Source organism: Streptomyces sp. NPDC060194 (assembly GCF_042728285.1).
Lineage (GTDB): Bacteria > Actinomycetota > Actinomycetes > Streptomycetales > Streptomycetaceae > Streptomyces.
Genome location: NZ_JBHWZH010000039.1, coordinates 1 through 17,822 on the forward strand (window position 1 = coordinate 1; position 17,822 = coordinate 17,822).

General features: G+C 73.1%; 14 protein-coding genes. 1 reads left to right on the plus strand and 13 read right to left on the minus strand.

Annotation, left to right across the window (positions count from 1 at the left end; all coding sequences use genetic code 11):
* Nucleotides 1-83: 83 nt before the first annotated feature.
* The 4 genes from ACFWEG_RS11435 to ACFWEG_RS11450 all read right to left on the minus strand — a co-directional run bounded on the left by ACFWEG_RS11435 (nt 84) and on the right by ACFWEG_RS11450 (nt 6,336).
* Nucleotides 84-1,511 (minus strand): sugar porter family MFS transporter, encoded by a 1,428-nt coding sequence (locus ACFWEG_RS11435; protein WP_387212348.1) that lies wholly within the window; start codon nt 1,509-1,511, stop codon nt 84-86.
* A 247-nt stretch (nt 1,512-1,758) separates the two neighbouring features.
* On the minus strand, nt 1,759-5,313 hold the full coding sequence (smc, locus tag ACFWEG_RS11440; RefSeq protein ID WP_387212351.1) for a chromosome segregation protein SMC: 3,555 nt from the start codon (nt 5,311-5,313) through the stop codon (nt 1,759-1,761).
* Nucleotides 5,314-5,469: 156 nt separating this feature from the next.
* The gene (locus ACFWEG_RS11445) at nt 5,470-5,691 is read right to left on the minus strand and encodes a hypothetical protein (protein ID WP_387212354.1); all 222 of its coding nucleotides are present in this window, start codon (nt 5,689-5,691) and stop codon (nt 5,470-5,472) included.
* A 363-nt stretch (nt 5,692-6,054) separates the two neighbouring features.
* Nucleotides 6,055-6,336: an acylphosphatase gene (locus ACFWEG_RS11450; RefSeq protein ID WP_387212357.1), complete on the minus strand. Its 282-nt coding sequence runs from the start codon at nt 6,334-6,336 to the stop codon at nt 6,055-6,057.
* A 144-nt stretch (nt 6,337-6,480) separates the two neighbouring features.
* On the opposite strand from ACFWEG_RS11450, the gene ACFWEG_RS11455 reads away from it, so the two are divergent.
* Nucleotides 6,481-7,608, plus strand: a complete 1,128-nt coding sequence (locus ACFWEG_RS11455; RefSeq protein ID WP_387212360.1) for a CAP domain-containing protein — start codon at nt 6,481-6,483, stop codon at nt 7,606-7,608.
* 49 nt (nt 7,609-7,657) lie between these two features.
* On the opposite strand, the gene mutM is transcribed toward ACFWEG_RS11455, so the two are convergent.
* The 9 genes from mutM to ACFWEG_RS11500 all read right to left on the minus strand — a co-directional run bounded on the left by mutM (nt 7,658) and on the right by ACFWEG_RS11500 (nt 17,767).
* A complete protein-coding gene (mutM, locus tag ACFWEG_RS11460) occupies nt 7,658-8,512 on the minus strand; it encodes a bifunctional DNA-formamidopyrimidine glycosylase/DNA-(apurinic or apyrimidinic site) lyase (protein WP_387212363.1) in 855 nt (284 codons plus the stop codon).
* A gap of 70 nt (nt 8,513-8,582) precedes the next feature.
* Nucleotides 8,583-9,320 carry a ribonuclease III gene (gene rnc, locus ACFWEG_RS11465; RefSeq protein WP_387212366.1) on the minus strand — a complete coding sequence of 246 codons (738 nt, stop codon included), beginning with the start codon at nt 9,318-9,320 and terminating at the stop codon, nt 8,583-8,585.
* A gap of 19 nt (nt 9,321-9,339) precedes the next feature.
* Complete coding sequence (rpmF, locus tag ACFWEG_RS11470) at nt 9,340-9,513, minus strand: 50S ribosomal protein L32 (RefSeq protein WP_003965982.1); 174 nt, start codon at nt 9,511-9,513, stop codon at nt 9,340-9,342.
* Between the two features lie 2 nt (nt 9,514-9,515).
* The gene (locus ACFWEG_RS11475) at nt 9,516-10,157 is read right to left on the minus strand and encodes a YceD family protein (protein ID WP_387212459.1); all 642 of its coding nucleotides are present in this window, start codon (nt 10,155-10,157) and stop codon (nt 9,516-9,518) included.
* 149 nt (nt 10,158-10,306) lie between these two features.
* Nucleotides 10,307-11,470, minus strand: a complete 1,164-nt coding sequence (locus tag ACFWEG_RS11480; protein WP_387212369.1) for a cell division initiation protein — start codon at nt 11,468-11,470, stop codon at nt 10,307-10,309.
* Between the two features lie 114 nt (nt 11,471-11,584).
* A complete protein-coding gene (gene coaD / locus ACFWEG_RS11485) occupies nt 11,585-12,064 on the minus strand; it encodes a pantetheine-phosphate adenylyltransferase (protein ID WP_387212462.1) in 480 nt (159 codons plus the stop codon).
* Nucleotides 12,065-12,090: 26 nt separating this feature from the next.
* The gene (rsmD, locus tag ACFWEG_RS11490; RefSeq protein WP_387212372.1) at nt 12,091-12,675 is read right to left on the minus strand and encodes a 16S rRNA (guanine(966)-N(2))-methyltransferase RsmD; all 585 of its coding nucleotides are present in this window, start codon (nt 12,673-12,675) and stop codon (nt 12,091-12,093) included.
* Nucleotides 12,676-12,778: 103 nt separating this feature from the next.
* The gene (locus ACFWEG_RS11495) at nt 12,779-15,988 is read right to left on the minus strand and encodes a helicase-related protein (protein WP_387212375.1); all 3,210 of its coding nucleotides are present in this window, start codon (nt 15,986-15,988) and stop codon (nt 12,779-12,781) included.
* 57 nt (nt 15,989-16,045) lie between these two features.
* Nucleotides 16,046-17,767, minus strand: coding sequence for a DAK2 domain-containing protein (locus ACFWEG_RS11500; RefSeq protein ID WP_387212379.1), 1,722 nt, complete (start codon nt 17,765-17,767; stop codon nt 16,046-16,048).
* Nucleotides 17,768-17,822 lie beyond the last annotated feature (55 nt).

The following is a 17,822-nucleotide window of genomic DNA, read 5'->3' on the forward strand; positions in this document are numbered from 1 at the left end:
CTCGGAGATGTGTATAAGAGACAGCCGACACGGCGAGCGTGTCGGGGCCGGACCCTTTTCGCGGGAGGCGACGGCAGCGGGGACTAGCCCATCTCCTCCAGCGTCTTGCCCTTCGTCTCCTTCACGAACTTCGCGACGAAGGGGATCGACAGCGCCGCGAAGACGCCGTAGATCACGTACGAGCCGGCCAGGCTCCACTCGGCCATGTCGGGGAAGGTGACCGTGACGGCCCAGTTGGCGATCCACTGGGCGGAGGCGGCCACGCCGAGCGCGGCGGCGCGGATGCGGCCGGGGAACATCTCGCCGAGGAAGACCCAGACGACGACACCCCAGGACAGGGCGAAGAAGAGGACGAAGAAGTTGGCGGCGACGATCGCCACCGTGCCCTGCAGGTCCGGCAGCGAGACGCTGTCGCCGGTGCCGGTCTTGTAGGAGAACGCCCAGGCGGCGGTGAACAGCGCGACCGCCATGCCGGCGGAGCCGACGAGCGCCAGCGGCTTGCGGCCCACCCGGTCGACCAGGATCATCGCGATGACCGTGCCGACGATGTTCACGATCGACGTCTCGAACGAGTAGAAGAAGGAGCTGTTGGGGTCGATGCCGACCGAGGTCCACAGCTGGTTCGAGTAGTAGAAGATGACGTTGATGCCGACGAGCTGCTGGAAGACCGACAGGAAGATGCCGACCCAGACGATCGGCAGGAAGCCGAACTTCCCGCCGAGCAGGTCCTTGAAGGTGGACTTCTGCTCGCTGCGCATGCCCTCCCTGATCTCGGCGATGCGCGCGTCGATGTCCGCGCTGCCGCCCTCGACCTCGGAGAGGACCTTGCGCGCGGCGTCGGTGCGGCCGGCGGAGATCAGGTAGCGCGGGGACTCGGGGATCACGAAGGAGAGCAGGCCGTAGATGACGGCCGGGACGACCATCACACCGAGCATCCACTGCCAGGCCTCCAGGCCGGCGAGGACGTTGCGGTCGTCGCCGTCGGCGACGTTGAGGATGGCCCAGTTCACCAGCTGCGAGGTCGCGATGCCGATGACGATCGCGGCCTGCTGGAACGAGGCGAGCCGGCCGCGGTAGGCGGGCGGGGAGACCTCGGCGATGTAGGCCGGGCCGATCACGGAGGCCATGCCGATGCCGAGGCCGCCGATGAAGCGCCACATCGTGAGGTCCCAGGCCGCGAACGGCAGGGCCGAGCCGACGGCGCTGACGGTGAACAGGACGGCGGCGATCCGCATGACGTGGATGCGGCCGATCCGGTCGGCGAGCCGCCCGGCGGTGGCGGCGCCGATGGCGCAGCCGATGAGGGCGATGGCGACGACCTGGGCGAGCTCGCCCGTGCTCATGTCGAACTTCTCGCCGATGGCGCCGTTGGCCCCGTTGATGACGGAGCTGTCGTAGCCGAAGAGGAAACCCCCCAGGGCGGCGGCAGCCGTGATGAAGATGACGTGGCCGAGATGGTCGGGGTGGCCCGGACGGCCTCCCGGCGACGGCGACTGCGCGGTGCTGGTCACATGAACTCCTGGGGCCCGGCAGCGTCGTCGGGCGTAGGGGGCGAGCACCTTCCAGTGGCGCACGACTTCGCGCCGCCCACCACTTGAAGGGAAAAGCAACGATGGAGACCCTATGTCTTCAAGTTCCCAAGTCAATAGACGACTGAGTGTGAGGTTTAGGACATCGGTCCCACACTGTGAGTTCACAAGTTGAAGACAGAGGGTTCCCCCCGTCTGGGTACCCCTCTACCCGCGCCCGGAACGGATCTCAGCGCAGCCGCTGGCTGATCACCTTCGAGACCCCGTCGCCCTGCATCGACACCCCGTAGAGCGCGTCGGCGACCTCCATCGTCCGCTTCTGGTGCGTGATGACGATGAGCTGGGAACTCTCCTGGAGCTCCTGCATGATCCGGATCAACCGGCGCAGGTTGGTGTCGTCGAGCGCCGCCTCGACCTCGTCCATGACGTAGAACGGGCTCGGCCGGGCCTTGAAGATCGCCACGAGCATGCCGACGGCCGTCAGCGAGCGTTCACCTCCCGAAAGCAACGAGAGCCGCTTCACCTTCTTGCCCGGCGGCCGGGCCTCCACCTCGACGCCGGTGGTCAGCATGTTCTCCGGGTCGGTCAGGACCAGCCTCCCCTCGCCGCCCGGGAAGAGCCGGGAGAACACGCCCTCGAACTCGCGGGCCGTGTCCTTGAAGGCCTCCGTGAACACCTGCTCGACGCGCAGGTCGACCTCGCGCACCACCTGGAGCAGGTCGGCCCGGGTCTTCTTCAGGTCGTCCAGCTGCTCGGAGAGGAACTGGTGCCGCTCCTCCAGGGCGGCGAACTCCTCCAGGGCCAGCGGATTCACCTTGCCGAGCTGCTGGTACGCCCGTTCGGCCGCCTTCAGCCGCTTCTCCTGCGCGGCCCGCACGAAGCGGACGGGCCGGTTGCGCGGGTGCTCCGGATCCTCGGGCAGCTCCTCGCCCTCGGCCGGCGGGGACGGCGGCACGAGCTGCTCGGGGCCGTACTCGGCGACGAGGTCGCCGGGCTCGACGCCCAGCTCGTCCAGCGCGCGCTGCTCCAGCTGCTCGATCCGCAGCCGCTTCTCCGCACCGAGCACCTCGCCGCGGTGGACGGAGTCGGTGAGCTTGTCCAGCTCCGCCTTGAGGTCGCGCCCGAGGTTCCGGGCGGTCGCCAGCTCGGCCTCCCGCGCCCCCTTGGCCTCCTCGGCCGCCGCCCGGGCGGCCTCGGCGCGCAGAGCGGAGACCTCCACGTGAGCGAGGAGCTGCCGGGCGCCGGCGGCGACGGCCCCGGCGACCTCGGCCTCGTGGCGCAGCCGCGCCCGCCGCTGCTCGGCGCGGGCCCGGGTCTCCCGCTCGGCGCGGGCCGCGCGGTCGAGCCCGTCGGCCCGGCCGGCCAGCGCCTTCACCCGCTCCTCGTGCGTACGGGCCTGCAGGCGCGCCTCCATCTCCGTCTGCCGGGCGTTGGCCCCGTCGGCGGCGAGCCGGTCGCGGACGGCGGTGTCCGGTTCGTCCTCACCGGGTGTCTCCTCGGCGACGAGCAGCCGCTCGGCGAGCTCCTCGGCGTCCATGACGGCCTTCTCCAGCGCGTCCCGGGCGCGCGCGGCGGCCGCAGCCGACCGCTCGGCCTCGCCGGCCGCGCCGCGCGCCTGCCCCGCGAGCCGCCCCAACTCCTTGGCGACCTGGGACTTCTCCCGGTCGGCCGCCCGCCGCCGCTCCCCCAGCTCCTCCACCAGCGCCGCCGCCCGCGCCCGCCGCTCCCCCGCCGCCCGCTGTTCGGCGGCGAGCCGCTCGCACCGCCCGTCGAGCTCCGCGAGACCGGCGGTCGCCTCGTCGACGGAGGCCTGCACCTCGATCAGGCTCGGTGCGCCGACCGACCCGCCGTGCGCGAGGTGCGTGCCGAGCACGTCGCCCTCGGCGGTGACGGCGGTCAGCGCGGGATGCGCGGCGACGAACGCCTCCGCCTCGGCGAGGGACGGCACCACGAAGACGGTGTGCAGCAGGGTGCGGACGGCCGGCATGAGGGCGTCGGGCCCGGACACCAGGTCCGCGGCGCACGGCGGCCCGCCGTCCGGCACCGCCGCCCGCACCGGCTCCGGCGCCCCCGCGAGCAGCAGCACCGCCCGCCCCGCGTCCCGCTCCCGCAGCAGCCGTACGGCGCCGGCGGCGGCCGCGGGCCCCTCCGCGGCGACGGCGTCGGCCGCCGTGCCGAGCGCGGCCGCGACGGGGACCTCGTATCCGGGGGTGACGGTGAGGAGGGCGGCGGCCGGGCCGAGCAGCCCGTCGAGGCGGTCGCGGGCCGCGAGCAGCACGCCGGTGCCGTCCTTGCGGCGCAGGCCGAGCGCCAGGGCGTCGCGGCGGGCGGCGAGGGCGGCCCGGGAGCGGTCGGCGGCGGTCGCCTCCTCGCGGGCGGCGGACAGCGCGGACTCGGCGGCGGCGAGCGCGCGCCGGGCCTCGTCGTGGCGCTCGCCGAGCTCCATGTCCTCGGCGTCGAGGCCGTCGACCTCCGCGCCCAGCCGCTCGTACTCCTCCTGGGCGGCCTCGGCGCGCTCGCGGGCCTCGTCGCTCGCCTCGGCGAGGCGGTCGATCTCCGCCTGGGCGGACGCGGCCCGCCCGCGGGCGGCGGTCACCTGCCCGCCGAGCCGGGCGAGGCCCTCGCGGCGGTCGGCGATGGCCCGCGCGGCGTCCCTGACCCGGCGCTCCTCCGCGGCCAGTTCGCGCTCCAGCTCCGCCCGGTGCGCGACGGTGTCCTCAAGGGCCCGGGTCGCGGCCTCCAGGGCGGCCGTCAGCTCCGCCTCCTGCTCGCGGATGCGGGCCGCCTCGCGCTCCATGTCCTCCGGGTCGCGCCCGCGCCGCTCCTCGGGCGGCGCGGCCTGCGCGCTGTGCACCCGGGCGTCGGCGAGCGAGACGGTGCCGCGGACCCGTTCGGCGAGCTGCGCCAGCTCGTGCCAGGTGGCGCGGGTCTGCTGCAACCGGGGCGCGAGCGCGCGGACCTCGTCCTCCAGGGCGGTCTCGCGCTGCTGGGCGGTGCGCAGTTCGGCCTCGGCGGCCTCCTTGCGGCGCAGCAGCTCCGCCTCGTCGGCGACCTCCGCGCCGAGCGCCTCGCGCAGCCGCACGAGGTCGTCGGCCAGCAGCCGCAGCCGGGAGTCGCGCAGGTCGGCCTGGATGACGGCGGCCCGGCGGGCGACGGCGGCCTGCCGGCCGAGCGGCTTGAGCTGGCGGCGCAGCTCGTCCCCGAGGTCCTGGACGCGGCTGAGGTTGGCCTGCATCGCGTCCAGCTTCCGCAGCGCCTTCTCCTTGCGTTTGCGGTGCTTCAGGACGCCGGCCGCCTCCTCGATGAACGCGCGGCGGCCCATCGGGTCGGCGTGCAGGATCGAGTCGAGCTGGCCCTGGCCGACGATGACGTGCATCTCGCGGCCGATGCCGGAGTCGCTGAGCAGGTCCTGGATGTCGAGGAGCCGGCAGGTGTCGCCGTTGATCTGGTACTCGCTGCCGCCGTTGCGGAACATGATCCGCGTGAGGGTGACCTCGGCGTAGTCGATCGGCAGGGCGCCGTCGGAGTTGTCGATCGTCAGCGAGACCTCGGCCCGGCCGAGCGGCGGGCGGCCGGTCGTGCCGGCGAAGATGACGTCCTCCATCTTGCCGCCGCGCAGCGACTTGGCGCCCTGCTCCCCCATGACCCAGGAGAGCGCGTCGACCACGTTCGACTTGCCGGAGCCGTTCGGCCCCACCACGCACGTGATGCCGGGCTCGAAGCGGAGGGTGGTGGCCGACGCGAACGACTTGAACCCGCGCAGGGTCATGGCCTTGAGGTGCACGCCGCCGGACTCTACCTTCCGCTCACCGTTTGCCCGCGGAACATGCAGGGCACATCAGACGGTAACGGAGAGGGGTAACGGGGCCGGGGGGCTACGAGGGGGAGAGACGAAAAGAAGGGACGCCGGGGCGTCCCTTGCAGATCGAGGCGGATGCACTCAGGTGAGCGCGGGCTCCGCCTGGGGTACGTCGATGTCGATCCTGTCGAGCAGCGCGTCGTTGTCACGCTGGGCGGCGGCAGCAGCGGACAGCGCGTCGTTCTCGGACTGGATCCGGTTGAGCTCGGATTCCAGGTCCTGGACGCGCTGCTGAAGCCGTCGCATCTCGGAGAGGAGTCGCGGGTCCGTGCCGCCGACGTAACCGAGAAGCGCCTTTGCCATGATGGATGGTCCTCCACATTGAGTGACCGACCGGAGCGGGTGGGTCGTGGTCGTGAGGGATTCGCACCGCGCTGCCGGCCTCGCCGTGGTGACGCGATCGCGGGCCAACAGCCAGGGTGCGCGGGGACTTCCAGAGTCTCACCAAAAAGTTTGACGGTCAACACGATCACGCCCGCGGCGGCGGGCGTCCCGGGGGCTCACGGCCGGGCATCCCCGGTCCGGGCTCTCCACACAGGCCCTCTTCGAGATCGTGGACCTTCGGTGCTCACCCTTCCACGACACGCCCACATTGGCAACCACCTGCTGCTTTTCGGCGTTCGGGTGAACGGGGAGCCGGCCGCGGCGCTCCGGGGGCGGGCGGGCTCAGCGGATGGCGAAGCCGTCGTAGCCGCCGCGGGGTGTGTCCCACATCTCCGCCACACCGTCGACGCGGCCGGGTGTGTCGCCGGTGCGCAGCCAGTCGAGCAACTGCTCGCACGCCTCACGCGGCCCTTCGGCCACGACCTGCACCCGGCCGTCCTCCAGGTTCAGCGCGAAACCCGTCAGCCCGCCGATGCGCAGGGCGTTCGCCCGCGTGAACCAGCGGAACCCGACCGCCTGGACCTTGCCGCGGACCCATGCCACCATCCGCACCTCTTCGCTCATGTCCGAAACGCTAACCGGCCAATTGGTCCGGCAGCACATCGCCCCGCCCCGCCATGGACTACAGTCCCGGCTCAATGAGCCTCACCCGTACGGGTGAGTCCCACCGCCCCGAACCGCCCCCGAATCCCCGAGGAAGGCCAGGAGATGGGACGCCACCGTCGCTCCGACGCCGGCCGCGCCGCAGCAGCGTACGAGTCGCATGATTTCTCCGCCCACGGCTACGAGCGCCGCGGCTTCCCGGACCCCACGGTGACGGTCGGCATAGCGGGCGGGACCCACGCGCGGGGCGCGGTGAACCCGGACGGCACGTACGCGGTGCGCCGCCACCGCGGCGGCTCGCGGCGCAAGCCCAAGGCGGCGACGGTACGGACCGGACTGCTCGGCACGTCGGCCGCGCTCGCGATGGGCGCGGTGGCGATGGCCTCCGGACTGCTCCCCGGCGGGAGCGAGTTCGGGCTCGAGACCGGATCCGGCGACGGCGCCGCCTCCCGGGTCCAGGCCGACGCCCCCGGCCTCGGAGCCGTCACCACGCTGCCGCCCGCCGACCGCCCGTCGGAGCCCGCCAGCCGCGGCGAGGACCGCCCGCAGGCGCCGTCGCTGACGCCGTCCCCCGGACCCTCGCGGACCGCGCCCGGCGCGCCCGCCTCGCCTTCCGGCGCCGACGACGACCGGGCCCGGGAGTCCGCCCCGGCGCCCGGCGCGGGAGCGGGCGGCGAGCGGACCGAGGCGCCCGGTCGCGGCAGCGGCGCGGAGCCGGGCGGTGCGGCCTCCTCCGGTCCCGCCGCCGGCGACCGCGAGAAGGCCCCCGCCCCCGCCCGCCCGGCCCCCTCGTCACCGCCGGTCGAGACGCCCGGCACCGGATCGGACACCGCGCCCGCCCCCATCGCGGGCGCCCCCTCCGCCGCCGAGGCCCAGGTGCTCACCCTCGTGAACGAGGAGCGCGCCCGGGCGGGTTGCCGGCCGCTGCGCGCCGACACCGGACTCAGCGGCCTCGCCGAGGAGTTCAGCGAGGACATGGCCGAACGCGGCTTCTTCTCGCACACCAACCCCGACGGCGAGAGCCCCTGGGACCGCGCCGAGAAGGCCGGCGTCAAGCGCCTCGGCGGCGAGAACATCGCCCGCGGCCAGGCCGACGCCGCCGCCGTCATGCAGGCCTGGATGGACAGCCCCGGCCACCGCGCCAACATCCTCAACTGCGACTACAAGACCCTCGGCGTCGGCGCCCACTTCGCCCCCGGCGGCCCCTGGTGGACCCAGAACTTCGGCTTCTGAGCCCCGTGATCGCGCACGGGGTCGGCGGGCCGTTCGGGGGGCCGCGGGCTCAGCGGGGGGCGTGTTGGCAGCGGGGGCAGAAGTAGCTGGAGCGGTTCATCCAGGGGGCGCGGCGCATCGGGGTGGTGCAGCGGCGGCAGGGGAGGCCCTCGCGGCCGTACGCGTCGAGGCTGCGGTCGAAGTAGCCGGACTCGCCGTTGACGTTGACGTAGAGGCTGTCGAAGCTGGTGCCGCCGACGTCGAGGGCCGCGGTCATGACGTCGCGGACGTGCCCGAGGAGCGCGGTGGTGACGGGGCGGTTGAGGGTCGCGGTCGGGCGCTCGTAGTGCAGCTTCGTGCGCCAGAGGGCCTCGTCGGCGTAGATGTTGCCGACCCCGCTGATCAGCGTCTGGTCCAGGAGCGCCCGCTTGACGGTGGTGCGGCGGCGGCGCAGCGCGGTGTGGAACGCGGCGTCGTCGAACGCGGCGTCGAGGGGGTCGCGGGCGATGTGCGCGATGACGTCGGGGGCGCCGTCGGGCCCGTCCGCCGGGTGGACGGAGAGCCCGCCGAAGGTCCGCTGGTCGACGAAGCGCAGCTCGGTGGCCGCGTCGTCGGCGAACCGGGCGCGGATGCGCAGGTGCTTCTCGTCCGGCGAGCCCTCCGGCTGGACGAGCAGCTGCCCGCTCATGCCGAGGTGGGCGAGGACCGCGTCTCCGCTGTCGACGAGCGGCAGCCACAGGTACTTGCCCCGCCGGGCGGGCACACCGACGGTGTGCCCGGTCAGCCGGCCGGCGAAGTCGTCCCCGCCGGCGAGGTGGCGGCGCACCGCGCGCGGGTGCAGCACCTCCACCTCGGTGATCGTCCGCCCGGCGATCCAGCGGGCGAGCCCGCGCCGGACGACCTCGACCTCGGGCAGCTCGGGCATGGCGTTCCTCCAGGGGGTGCGGACGACGGGCGGGTCGCGGAAACGGGCAGGCCCGAAGGCTTCGGGGGCGTCAGGCGGCCGAGGTCCCCGGAGGGGCCTCCGCGGCGGCCTTGATGCCCCGCCAGGCGGACTCCGCCGCCTGCTGCTCCGCTTCCTTCTTGCTGCGGCCGGTGCCGGTGCCGTACGAGACGCCTCCGACGCGGGCGGCAGCAGTGAAGGTCTTCTCGTGGTCCGGGCCCTCCTCCGTGACCAGGTACTCGGGCACGCCGAGCCCCTCGGTCGCGGTGAGCTCCTGGAGACTGGTCTTCCAGTCCAGGCCGGCCCCGAGGTTCGACGAGCGCTCGATCAGCGGGTCGAAGAGCCGGTGCACCAGCTGCGAGGCCGCTTCGAGCCCCTGGTCGAGGTAGACCGCTCCGATGACCGCTTCGAGCGTGTCGGCGAGGATGGACGCCTTGTCCCGGCCGCCCGTGCCCTCTTCGCCCCGGCCGAGCCGGATGAAGGAGCCGAGTTCCAGCCCGCGGCTGACCTCCGCGAGCGCACGCGAGTTGACCACCGCGGCCCGGAGCTTGGCCAGCTGGCCTTCCGGGAGGTCGGGGTGGGCCCGGTAGAGGGTGTCGGTGACCACCAGGCCGAGCACGGAGTCCCCGAGGAACTCCAGACGCTCGTTGGTGGGCAGACCGCCGTTCTCGTACGCGTACGAACGATGGGTCAGCGCACGCACCAGAAGGGCGGCCTCGAGTCGGTACCCGAGCCGCCCTTCCAGAAGCGTGTGGGACGAGGCATTGTCCGTCTTGTGGGAATCAGACATGGTGCCTCTCACCAGCCGCTCAGACCTCGAGGACCTGGCGCTTGTTGTACGTGCCGCAGCTCGGGCACGCGATGTGCTGGAGCTTCGGCTCCTGGCAGCGCTCGCACGAAACCAGGGTGGGGACCGCAGCCTTCCACTGCGACCGGCGGTGGCGCGTGTTGCTGCGCGACATCTTCCGCTTCGGAACAGCCACGGCTACTTCTCCTGCTTCTCGTCGGCGCCGGAATCGGCGCCGTTCACGTTGTCCTTCTCGTCGGACCGGCCGGTCCCGACGAGTCCCTGCAATGCCGCCCAGCGGATGTCCACGGCGTCATGGTGGTGGTCGGGTTCGTCGTCCAGCCTGATCCCGCATTCGGAACACAGGCCGGCGCAGTCCTCCCGGCACACCGGCTGCATCGGCAGTGCGAGCACCACCGCATCCCGCAGCACGGGTTCGAGGTCGAACATGCCGTCCTCGAGGGGGATGATCTCCTCGTCGTCCTCGACGTCGTCGTCGGAGGCCGCCTGCTTGCCGCGGCCCCGCGCGTCGTCCTCGGGGTACGAGAACATCTCCTGGAAGTCCGCGTCGAGCTCTCGCTCCAGCGGCTCCAGACACCTTACGCACTCCCCCTCGGCGGCCGCACGGGCGGTGCCTGTGACGAGCACCCCTTCCATGACCGATTCGAGGCGGAGGTCGATCTCCACCGGGGCGCCCTCCGGCACCCCGATGACGTCCTTGATCCCGAGATCCTTCGGCGCCGGGGCCGAGCGGGTCAGTCGCTGGAGCGCACCGGGACGCCGGCCCAGCTCGTGCGTGTCGAACACGAGGGGGTTGCGGTGGTCGAGGCGGGCGTTCAGGGCTTTTCCTCACGTTCGGAATTCGGGGGCTGCGCTTCTGCGGGGACTCCGGTCCGGGGTCCTGCGGGCAGCCGGGATCGCGGGGAAGCGCGACCGAAGAGACAGGATACTGGACACACCGCCCATCACCCAATCCGGGCCGGGCGCCCTCAGCGCCCCTGCTCGTACTCCCGCAGCCGGTCCATGTCGATCATCCCGGTGTCGAAGAAGCTGGTCTCGTCCAGCGCGCCCTGCTGCGCGGGCTGCTGCTGACCCGTCGGGGCGCCGTAGCCCTGGCCGCCGTACGTCCCGTCCTGCGGGTAGGCGTACGGGTCGTAGCCGCCGTAGCCGTCCTGCTGCGGGACGGCGTAGGGGTCGGCGGAGGCGGCGGGCTGCCCGGCGTACTGCTGCGGGTAGCCGTAGCCGCTCTGCCCGGCGTACGACTGGTCCTGCGGGTAGCCGTAGCCCTGGCCGCCGTAGGTCTCGCCGCCGTAGGTCTGGCCGTCGTACGGCTGGGGCTGGTCGTCGTAGCCCTGGCCCGGGGTGTACGGCTGCTGCTGCGGGACGGCCGGGGGCGCGGGCTGCCGGGGGCGGTCGGCCTGCTCGGGGAGGGCGGCGGCCGGGGCCTGCTCGGCGAGGCCGGCCAGGAAGTCGGCGTCGCTGGTGTGCTGGCGGTCGTCGTCGGAGCCGAGGGCCGCGAGCGAGCCGAGGTCGTCGGAGGCGATCCGGCCGTGCAGCTTCTGCCGGCCCCGGCCGACGGCCTCCAGGGTCTTGGAGAGCACCGCCTCGAACGCGCCCAGCTTGGCGTCGACGTAGCCGTCGGCCCGCTGGATCAGCGTGGAGGGGTCGGCGCTGTACTCCGGCGACTCGGCGTCGTCGGGGTCGCCGGGGCCGCGGCCGAGGAGCTTCTCGCGGCCGCGGTCGACGGAGCCGATGGTCTTGGTGAGGACGACCTCGAAGTTGGCCAGCTTGGAGTCAACGTAGTCGTCGGCCTCCGCCTTGACCTCCTCCGCCTCGCGGCGGGCCTCGGCCAGGATGCGGTCGGCCTCGGCCTGCGAGCGGCGGGCGACCTCCGTGCCGGAGACCATCCGGTCCCGCTCCGCCTGCGCGCCGGCGACGATCCGCTCGGCCTCGGCGCGGGCCTGCTCGGCCATCTCCTCGTGGCCGCCGAGCATCTCCGCGGCCTGGGCGAGCGAGCCGGGCAGCGCCTCGCGCACCTCGTCGAGCAGGGCGAGCAGCTCGGCGCGGTTGACCACGCACGAGGCCGACATGGGCATCGAGCGGGCACTGCCGACCGCCTCGGCGATCTCGTCGAGCTTCTTCTGCACGTCCACCGGGGGATCGCCACTCTCTTCGCAAGGGTTCACGTCTTCACGACGGGACGACTGTACGGCCAGGCGCCCGCCGCCCGACACCTGGTGACGGCCCGTCAGTCGGCGGGCCGCCGCTCACTTCTCGCCGAGCCGCTCCACCAGGGCCTCCTGGACGACGTCCGGCAGCAGGTGGGAGACGTCGCCGCCCCAGGCCGCGACCTCCTTCACCAGCGAGGAGGACAGGAAGCTGTAGGTGGGGTTGGTCGGGATGAAGAGCGTCTCGACGCCGGAGAGGCCGTTGTTCATCTGGGCCATCTGCAGCTCGTAGTCGAAGTCGCTCACCGCGCGCAGGCCCTTGACGATGGCCGGGATGCCGCGGTCCTTGCAGAAGTCGACGAGCAGGCCGTGGTGGGACTCCACCTCGATGTTGCCGAACCGGCCGGTGACCTGGCGGATCAGCTCGATCCGCTCGTCGACGGTGAACAGCCCCTGCTTGGACTTGTTGATCATCACGGCGACGTGCACGACGTCGTAGAGCTCGGAGGCCCTGGCGATGATGTCGAGGTGTCCGTTGGTGATGGGGTCGAAGGACCCGGGACAGACGGCGCGGCGCAATGTGACTCCCTCGCTCTCCGGTCTCGTCATGGCGCTTCTTGGCTGCGGAAAGCGGCGCGACCGTACCAAAACGTGGCCTCGCCGTAGCGGCGGGAGCGGAGGGCCGCGAAGCCCTCGGGCCAGCCGAAGGCACCGCCTCTGGTGCTGCGCTCCACGGTGACGAGCGCTTCGTCCGCGATCCAGCCCTGTGTACGGAGTGTGATCAGGATCTCCCGAAGATCGTCGTCCGGGACGGGGTACGGCGGGTCCAGGAAGACCACGTTGTAGGGGTCCGCCGGGGCCGGGCCCGCGGCGACCTGCTCGGCTCGGCCCGCTCTGACCTCGGCGCCGGGGAGGCCGACGGCCTTGACGTTGTCGCGGATGACGCGGACGGCCCTGGCGTCGGTCTCGACGAGCAGGGTGTGGGCGGCGCCCCGGGACAGCGCCTCCAGGCCGACGGCGCCGGAGCCGGCGTAGAGGTCGAGGACGCGGGCCCGGTCGAGGGGGCCGTCGAGCGCCTCCCAGGTGGAGAACAGGCCCTCGCGCGCCCGGTCGGACGTGGGGCGGGTGCCGGTGCCCGGCGGCACGGCCAGGGGGCGCCCGCCGGCGGCGCCGGCGATCACGCGGGTCATAGGGGTCCTTGTCCGGTGGGGGCGGGCCGCGGGCCCGTGGAGCGTGCACCCAGTCTCTCAGCCGGGGTGGTCTCGCCGCCTCCCAGGCCGGGCGCCGACGGGCTCAGCCCTTGTCGAGGTAGCTCTCCCGTTCCTGGTCGAGCAGCGCGTCCAGAGCGAGCCGCAGTTCCGGCAGCCGCTCCAGGTCGGGGTCGGCGGCGACGATCGCGGTGGCCTCCTCGCGGGCCTGGGCGATGACCTCCTCGTCGTCGATGACGGCGAGGACCCGCAGCGAGCTGCGGACCCCGGACTGGGCCTGGCCGAGCACGTCGCCCTCCCGGCGCTGTTCGAGGTCGATGCGGGAGAGTTCGAAGCCGTCGAGGGTCGAGGCGACGGCGCCGAGCCGCTGCCGGGCGGGGCTCGCCTCGCCGGCCTCGGTGACCAGCAGACAGAGCCCGGGCGCGGAGCCGCGGCCGACGCGGCCGCGCAGCTGGTGGAGCTGGGAGACGCCGAACCGGTCCGCGTCCATGATCACCATGGCGGTGGCGTTGGGCACGTTGACCCCGACCTCGATGACGGTGGTGGCGACCAGGACCTGGGTCTCGCCGGCGGCGAAGGAGCGCATGACGGCGTCCTTCTCGTCGGGGTGCATCCTGCCGTGCAGGTACTGCACGGCGAGCCCCTGGAGCGGGCCCTTGGCGAGCTGCTCGGCGACGTCCAGGACGGCGAGGGGGGGCCGCTTGTCGGACTCGGCCTCCTTCTTCGCGGCCTTCTTCCTCTCCTCCTCGGTCTCGTCGCCGATCCGCGGGCACACCACGTACGCCTGGTGCCCCGCGGCCACCTCCTCCCGCACCCGCTCCCAGGCGCGGGCGAGGAAGTGCGGCTTGTCGGCCGCGGGGACGACGTGGCTGGCGATCGGCGAGCGGCCGGCGGGGAGCTGGTCGAGGACGGAGGTCTCCAGGTCGCCGAAGACGGTCATGGCGACCGTGCGCGGGATGGGCGTGGCCGTCATCACCAGCAGGTGCGGGGGCTGCTTGCCCTTGGACCGCAGCGCGTCCCGCTGCTCGACGCCGAAGCGGTGCTGCTCGTCGACCACGACGAGCCCGAGGTCGTGGAACTTGACCTTGTCCTCGATCAGGGCGTGGGTGCCGATGACCAGGCCCGCCTCCCCGGTGACCAGGTCGAGCATGGCCTGCCGGCGGGCGGCCGTCCCCATGGAGCCGGTCAGCAGCACGACCTTGGTCGCCTGCTCCGCCCCGCCGAGCGTCCCGCCCTCGGCCAGCTCGCCCATCATCTCGGTGATCGACCGGTGGTGCTGCTGCGCGAGCACCTCCGTCGGCGCGAGCATCGCCGCCTGCCCCCCGGCGTCCACGACGGCGAGCATGGCCCGCAGGGCCACCATCGTGTTGTGGGTGACGGTGAAGTTGTCGGTCACGTAGGCATGGCTCGAATGATTGACGCTGATGCACTGGACCGGCTTCCGGCCAACGTACTCGATTGCTCGGATGCCCCGCCGGAAAGTGTTGTACTTCGGCCTCGCCCGGGTGCGGGCGACCTTTCGTGACAGCCGGAAGGGAATGTGCTCGTCCGGCAGGGCGACCGACACGATGAAGGCGGATTTCCTGGGCAGGACCCTGGCTCGCCCGCCCAGAGACCGGGTGAGCCAGGCCACGTCTTCCGCAAGCTGTCTCGATGAGGAGCAGAAGGAGACCGCCAGGCCGCTGGCGTGCAAGGTGCCGTCAGTGTCCATGAGTCCCTGCAGCACCGCCAGGCGATTCTTGACTGTGGTGTTCTTGAAGAGAGCGGGGACGAACTTCTCGGAGGACTTGGCGCCCCACAGTCCGAGCTCTCGCAGCGTGCTGATCACAGGGTTTCTACGCGTCCCACCACGCGCGGAAGCCATCTGGATCGTGTAGTCGCAGTTGGCGCCGGGCACGGCCCTGAGCGAGCAGTCCGGTGACACAGCGGACTCAACGGCATCGAAGATCTCCCTGTCGATCGTGGAGATGCGCAGGTTGTGTCTGAACGAGCCGTCACCGAGCAGCACGCCGAGAAGGTACGGATCGAGGGGTAGGTCGCCCCCCTCGAGATCGACCGGAACCGCTGCGGGCAGGTACCACTTGGAAGAGCCGTTCGCCTTGTGCAGGTCCATGCGGATCTCGCGCGCGGTCATCACTTCCGGCCTGTCGCCCCGATGCCACGCACAGCTCGTTGCCACGATCCACAGATGCTCGTCGTCGCACTCGACGGCAGAACCATCGGAGAGGACCAAGCGCCACACATCGCGCTCACCTTGCGGAAACACCCCGTTCACAGGGGCCAGTTCCCCCGTCGGCACCACGACGATGTCGCCCACGGCGATCTCGCCCATCGGGCGAAATCCCTGCGGCGTCAGAACCGTCGAGTCGAGAGGCTGCGCCTTCCCCGAGCCCACCTCGCCCTGGAGGAGGCGGTGCATGGGGTGGTCGGTGGCGAGGTCGGCGAAGATCTCGGCGGAGACGTGTCGCTGGCCGTCGGTGAGGGTGAAGGGGAGACGGGCGTCGAAGGCGTCGAGCAGGCCGCCGGGGGCGGGGCGGCGGGGGGTGGCGGGGAGTTGGTCGTCGGCGTGCCGGCGGCGGGCGAGGGCGACCTGGAGGACGAAGGCCTCGTCCCACTTCAGGCGGTCGCGGGCGGCCTCGACGTCGGCCCGGGAGCCGGGGCGGTGGATCTTCAGCAGGGCCTCGGGGAGCGAGCCGAGGCCGCGGCCCTCGCGCAGGGCGGGCGGCAGTGGGTCGACGGCGTCCTGCGCGGCGGGCAGCACGATGTCGACGGCCTTGGAGATCCGCCAGGAGTCGATCTGCTTGCAGGCGGCGTAGATCGGGATCAGCTTCCCCGCCCACTCCTCGGCCGCCCCGGCCCCGCTCTCCGCGTCGAGCAGCTCGTAGCTGGGGTGGGCGAGCTGCATGCGGTGGTTGAAGACCGAGACCTTGCCCGCGAACATCGCGCGGCGGCCCGGGAGCAGGTCCTGGTGCGGCTTGTGGACGGCCCGGCCGAAGAAGACGAGCTGCAGCCGCCCGCTGCCGTCGGTGATCGTCACCTCCAGGCGCTGGGAGCGGCCCCTGGCCCCGTTGAACGTGTGCACGCGGGCGTCGGCGACCTGGGCGACCACCGTGACGTGCTCCTCCAGCGGGAGGTCGGCGAGCCGGGTGAGCTGCCCGCGCTCCTCGTACCGCCGGGGGTAGTGGTGGAGCAGGTCCCCGACCGTGTGCAGGCCGAGGTGCTCGGCCATCACCTTGGCGGTGGGCGGTCCGAGGTGCTTCTTCAGTGGTTCGTCGAGCGCGGGCACGAGGTCCATTGCACACCACGTCACTGACAATCCGCCGAATCCCGCCGCCGGAAGGCCCCGCCCCGGCTACTCCACCCCGATGAGCAGCGGCGATGAGTGCCGGCCGCCCCGGTAGACGACGGTGTCCACGGCGAGGTGGTGGGTCCGCACCCGGCGTTCGAGGTGCTCGGCGAGCGCCTGCGGGGTCTCCTCGCCGAGCACCAGCGTGACGAGCTCTCCGCCGGCGTGGAGCATCCGGTCCAGGACCTCGGCCGCGGTGCGGGTGAGGTCGTCGCCGATGACGGCCACGTCGCCGTCGATCATCCCGAGCACGTCCCCGGCCTGGCAGATGCCCGCCATCGTCCAGAACTCGCTCTCGGCGACGGCGAGTTCGGCGTACCGGGTGGCGCCGGCCGCCGAGGTCATGGCGACGACGTCCTCGTCGAAGCGGCGGTCGGGCTCGTGGACGGCGAGGGCGGCCAGGCCCTGGACGGCGGCGCGGGTGGGGATGAGCGCGACCCGTACGCCCTCGGCGCGGGCCTGGTCGGCGGCGGCCGCGGCGGTGTGCCGGAGTTCGGCGGCGTTGGGGAGCAGCACCACCTCGTGGGCGTGCGCCTGCCGGATCGCCTCGACCAGCTCGCCGCTGGCGGGCGGCTCGCCGGGCCGGGCCAGGACGGTGGTGGCGCCGGCGTCCCGGCACAGCAGCGCGAGCCCGTCGCCGGGGACGACGGCGACCACGGCCCGCCGCGCCCGCTCCGGTGCGTCCCGGCCGTCCCGCTCGCCGTCGCCCGCCCGGCCGCCGCTGTGCACGTCCTCAGCTCCGAAGTGGGTGATCCGGATCCGGTACGGCCGGCCCGCCTCGATCCCGGCCTCGACGGCCGCCCCGGCGTCGTCGACGTGCACGTGGACGTTCCACAGCCCGTCGCCGCCGACCACGACGAGGGAGTCGCCGAGCACGTCGAGGCGGGTGCGGAGCCGGGTGACGGAGTCGTCGTCGGACTCCAGGAGGTAGATGACCTCGAAGGCGGGGCCCGCGGACTCGTGGTCCGCGCGGTCCTGGGGGGTGCGGACGGTGTGGACCGGGCACGCCAGCGGGCGGACGGCGGGCTGCGGGGCGGCGCCGGTGAGCGTCTCGACCAGGGCGCCGAGCAGGGTGACCAGGCCCTGCCCGCCGGCGTCGACGACGCCCTCGCGGCCGAGCACGGCGAGCTGGTCCGGGGTCGCGGCGAGGGCCTCGGCGGCCCCGGCGAGCGCGGCCCCGGCGACGGCGGCGCAGTCGACGGCGGGGCGGGCCGCCTCGGGGTCGAGGGTGCCGGGGTCGGGGGCGGCCGCGAGCTCGCCGGCGGCCCGCAGCGCCGCCTCCGCCGCCGCCGTCGCGACCGTGAGGACCGTGCCCTCCACCGGCCGGGCGACGGCCAGGTAGGCGGACTCCGCGGCCCGGTGCAGCGCCGTGGCCAGGTGATTCCCGTCACCGCGCGGCAGGTCGCCGCCGAGGACCTCGGCCATCCCCCGCAGCAGTTGGGCGAGGATCGTGCCGGAGTTGCCGCGCGCCCCGATCAGCGCCCCGTGGGCCATCGCCCCGAACGCCTCGGAGACGGTGGGCCCCGGGTCGCCCTGCGGATGCGCCTCGAAGGCGGCCTCGACGGCCTGGGCTGCGGACTCGACGGTCAGGTAGAGGTTGGTCCCGGTGTCGCCGTCCGCGACGGGGTAGACGTTGATCGCGTCGATCTCCTGGCGGGCCTTGCCCAGCGCCTCCAGCGCGCGGGCGCACCAGGTGCGGACCGCCAGGGCGTCGAGGGACTGCGCCACCTGCTGCCTCCCTAGGTCGTGCCGAGTCTGCCGTGCCCGTGTACCCCGGGAGCCG

Coding starts and splice junctions, on each gene's coding strand:
- ACFWEG_RS11445 (WP_387212354.1), bottom strand. CDS start 5,691: ATGGCAAAGGCGCTTCTCGGTTACGTCGGCGGCACGGACCCGCGACTC.
- ACFWEG_RS11450 (WP_387212357.1), bottom strand. CDS start 6,336: ATGAGCGAAGAGGTGCGGATGGTGGCATGGGTCCGCGGCAAGGTCCAG.
- ACFWEG_RS11455 (WP_387212360.1), top strand. CDS start 6,481: ATGGGACGCCACCGTCGCTCCGACGCCGGCCGCGCCGCAGCAGCGTAC.
- mutM (WP_387212363.1), bottom strand. CDS start 8,512: ATGCCCGAGCTGCCCGAGGTCGAGGTCGTCCGGCGCGGGCTCGCCCGC.
- rnc (WP_387212366.1), bottom strand. CDS start 9,320: ATGTCTGATTCCCACAAGACGGACAATGCCTCGTCCCACACGCTTCTG.
- rsmD (WP_387212372.1), bottom strand. CDS start 12,675: ATGACCCGCGTGATCGCCGGCGCCGCCGGCGGGCGCCCCCTGGCCGTG.
- ACFWEG_RS11495 (WP_387212375.1), bottom strand. CDS start 15,988: ATGGACCTCGTGCCCGCGCTCGACGAACCACTGAAGAAGCACCTCGGA.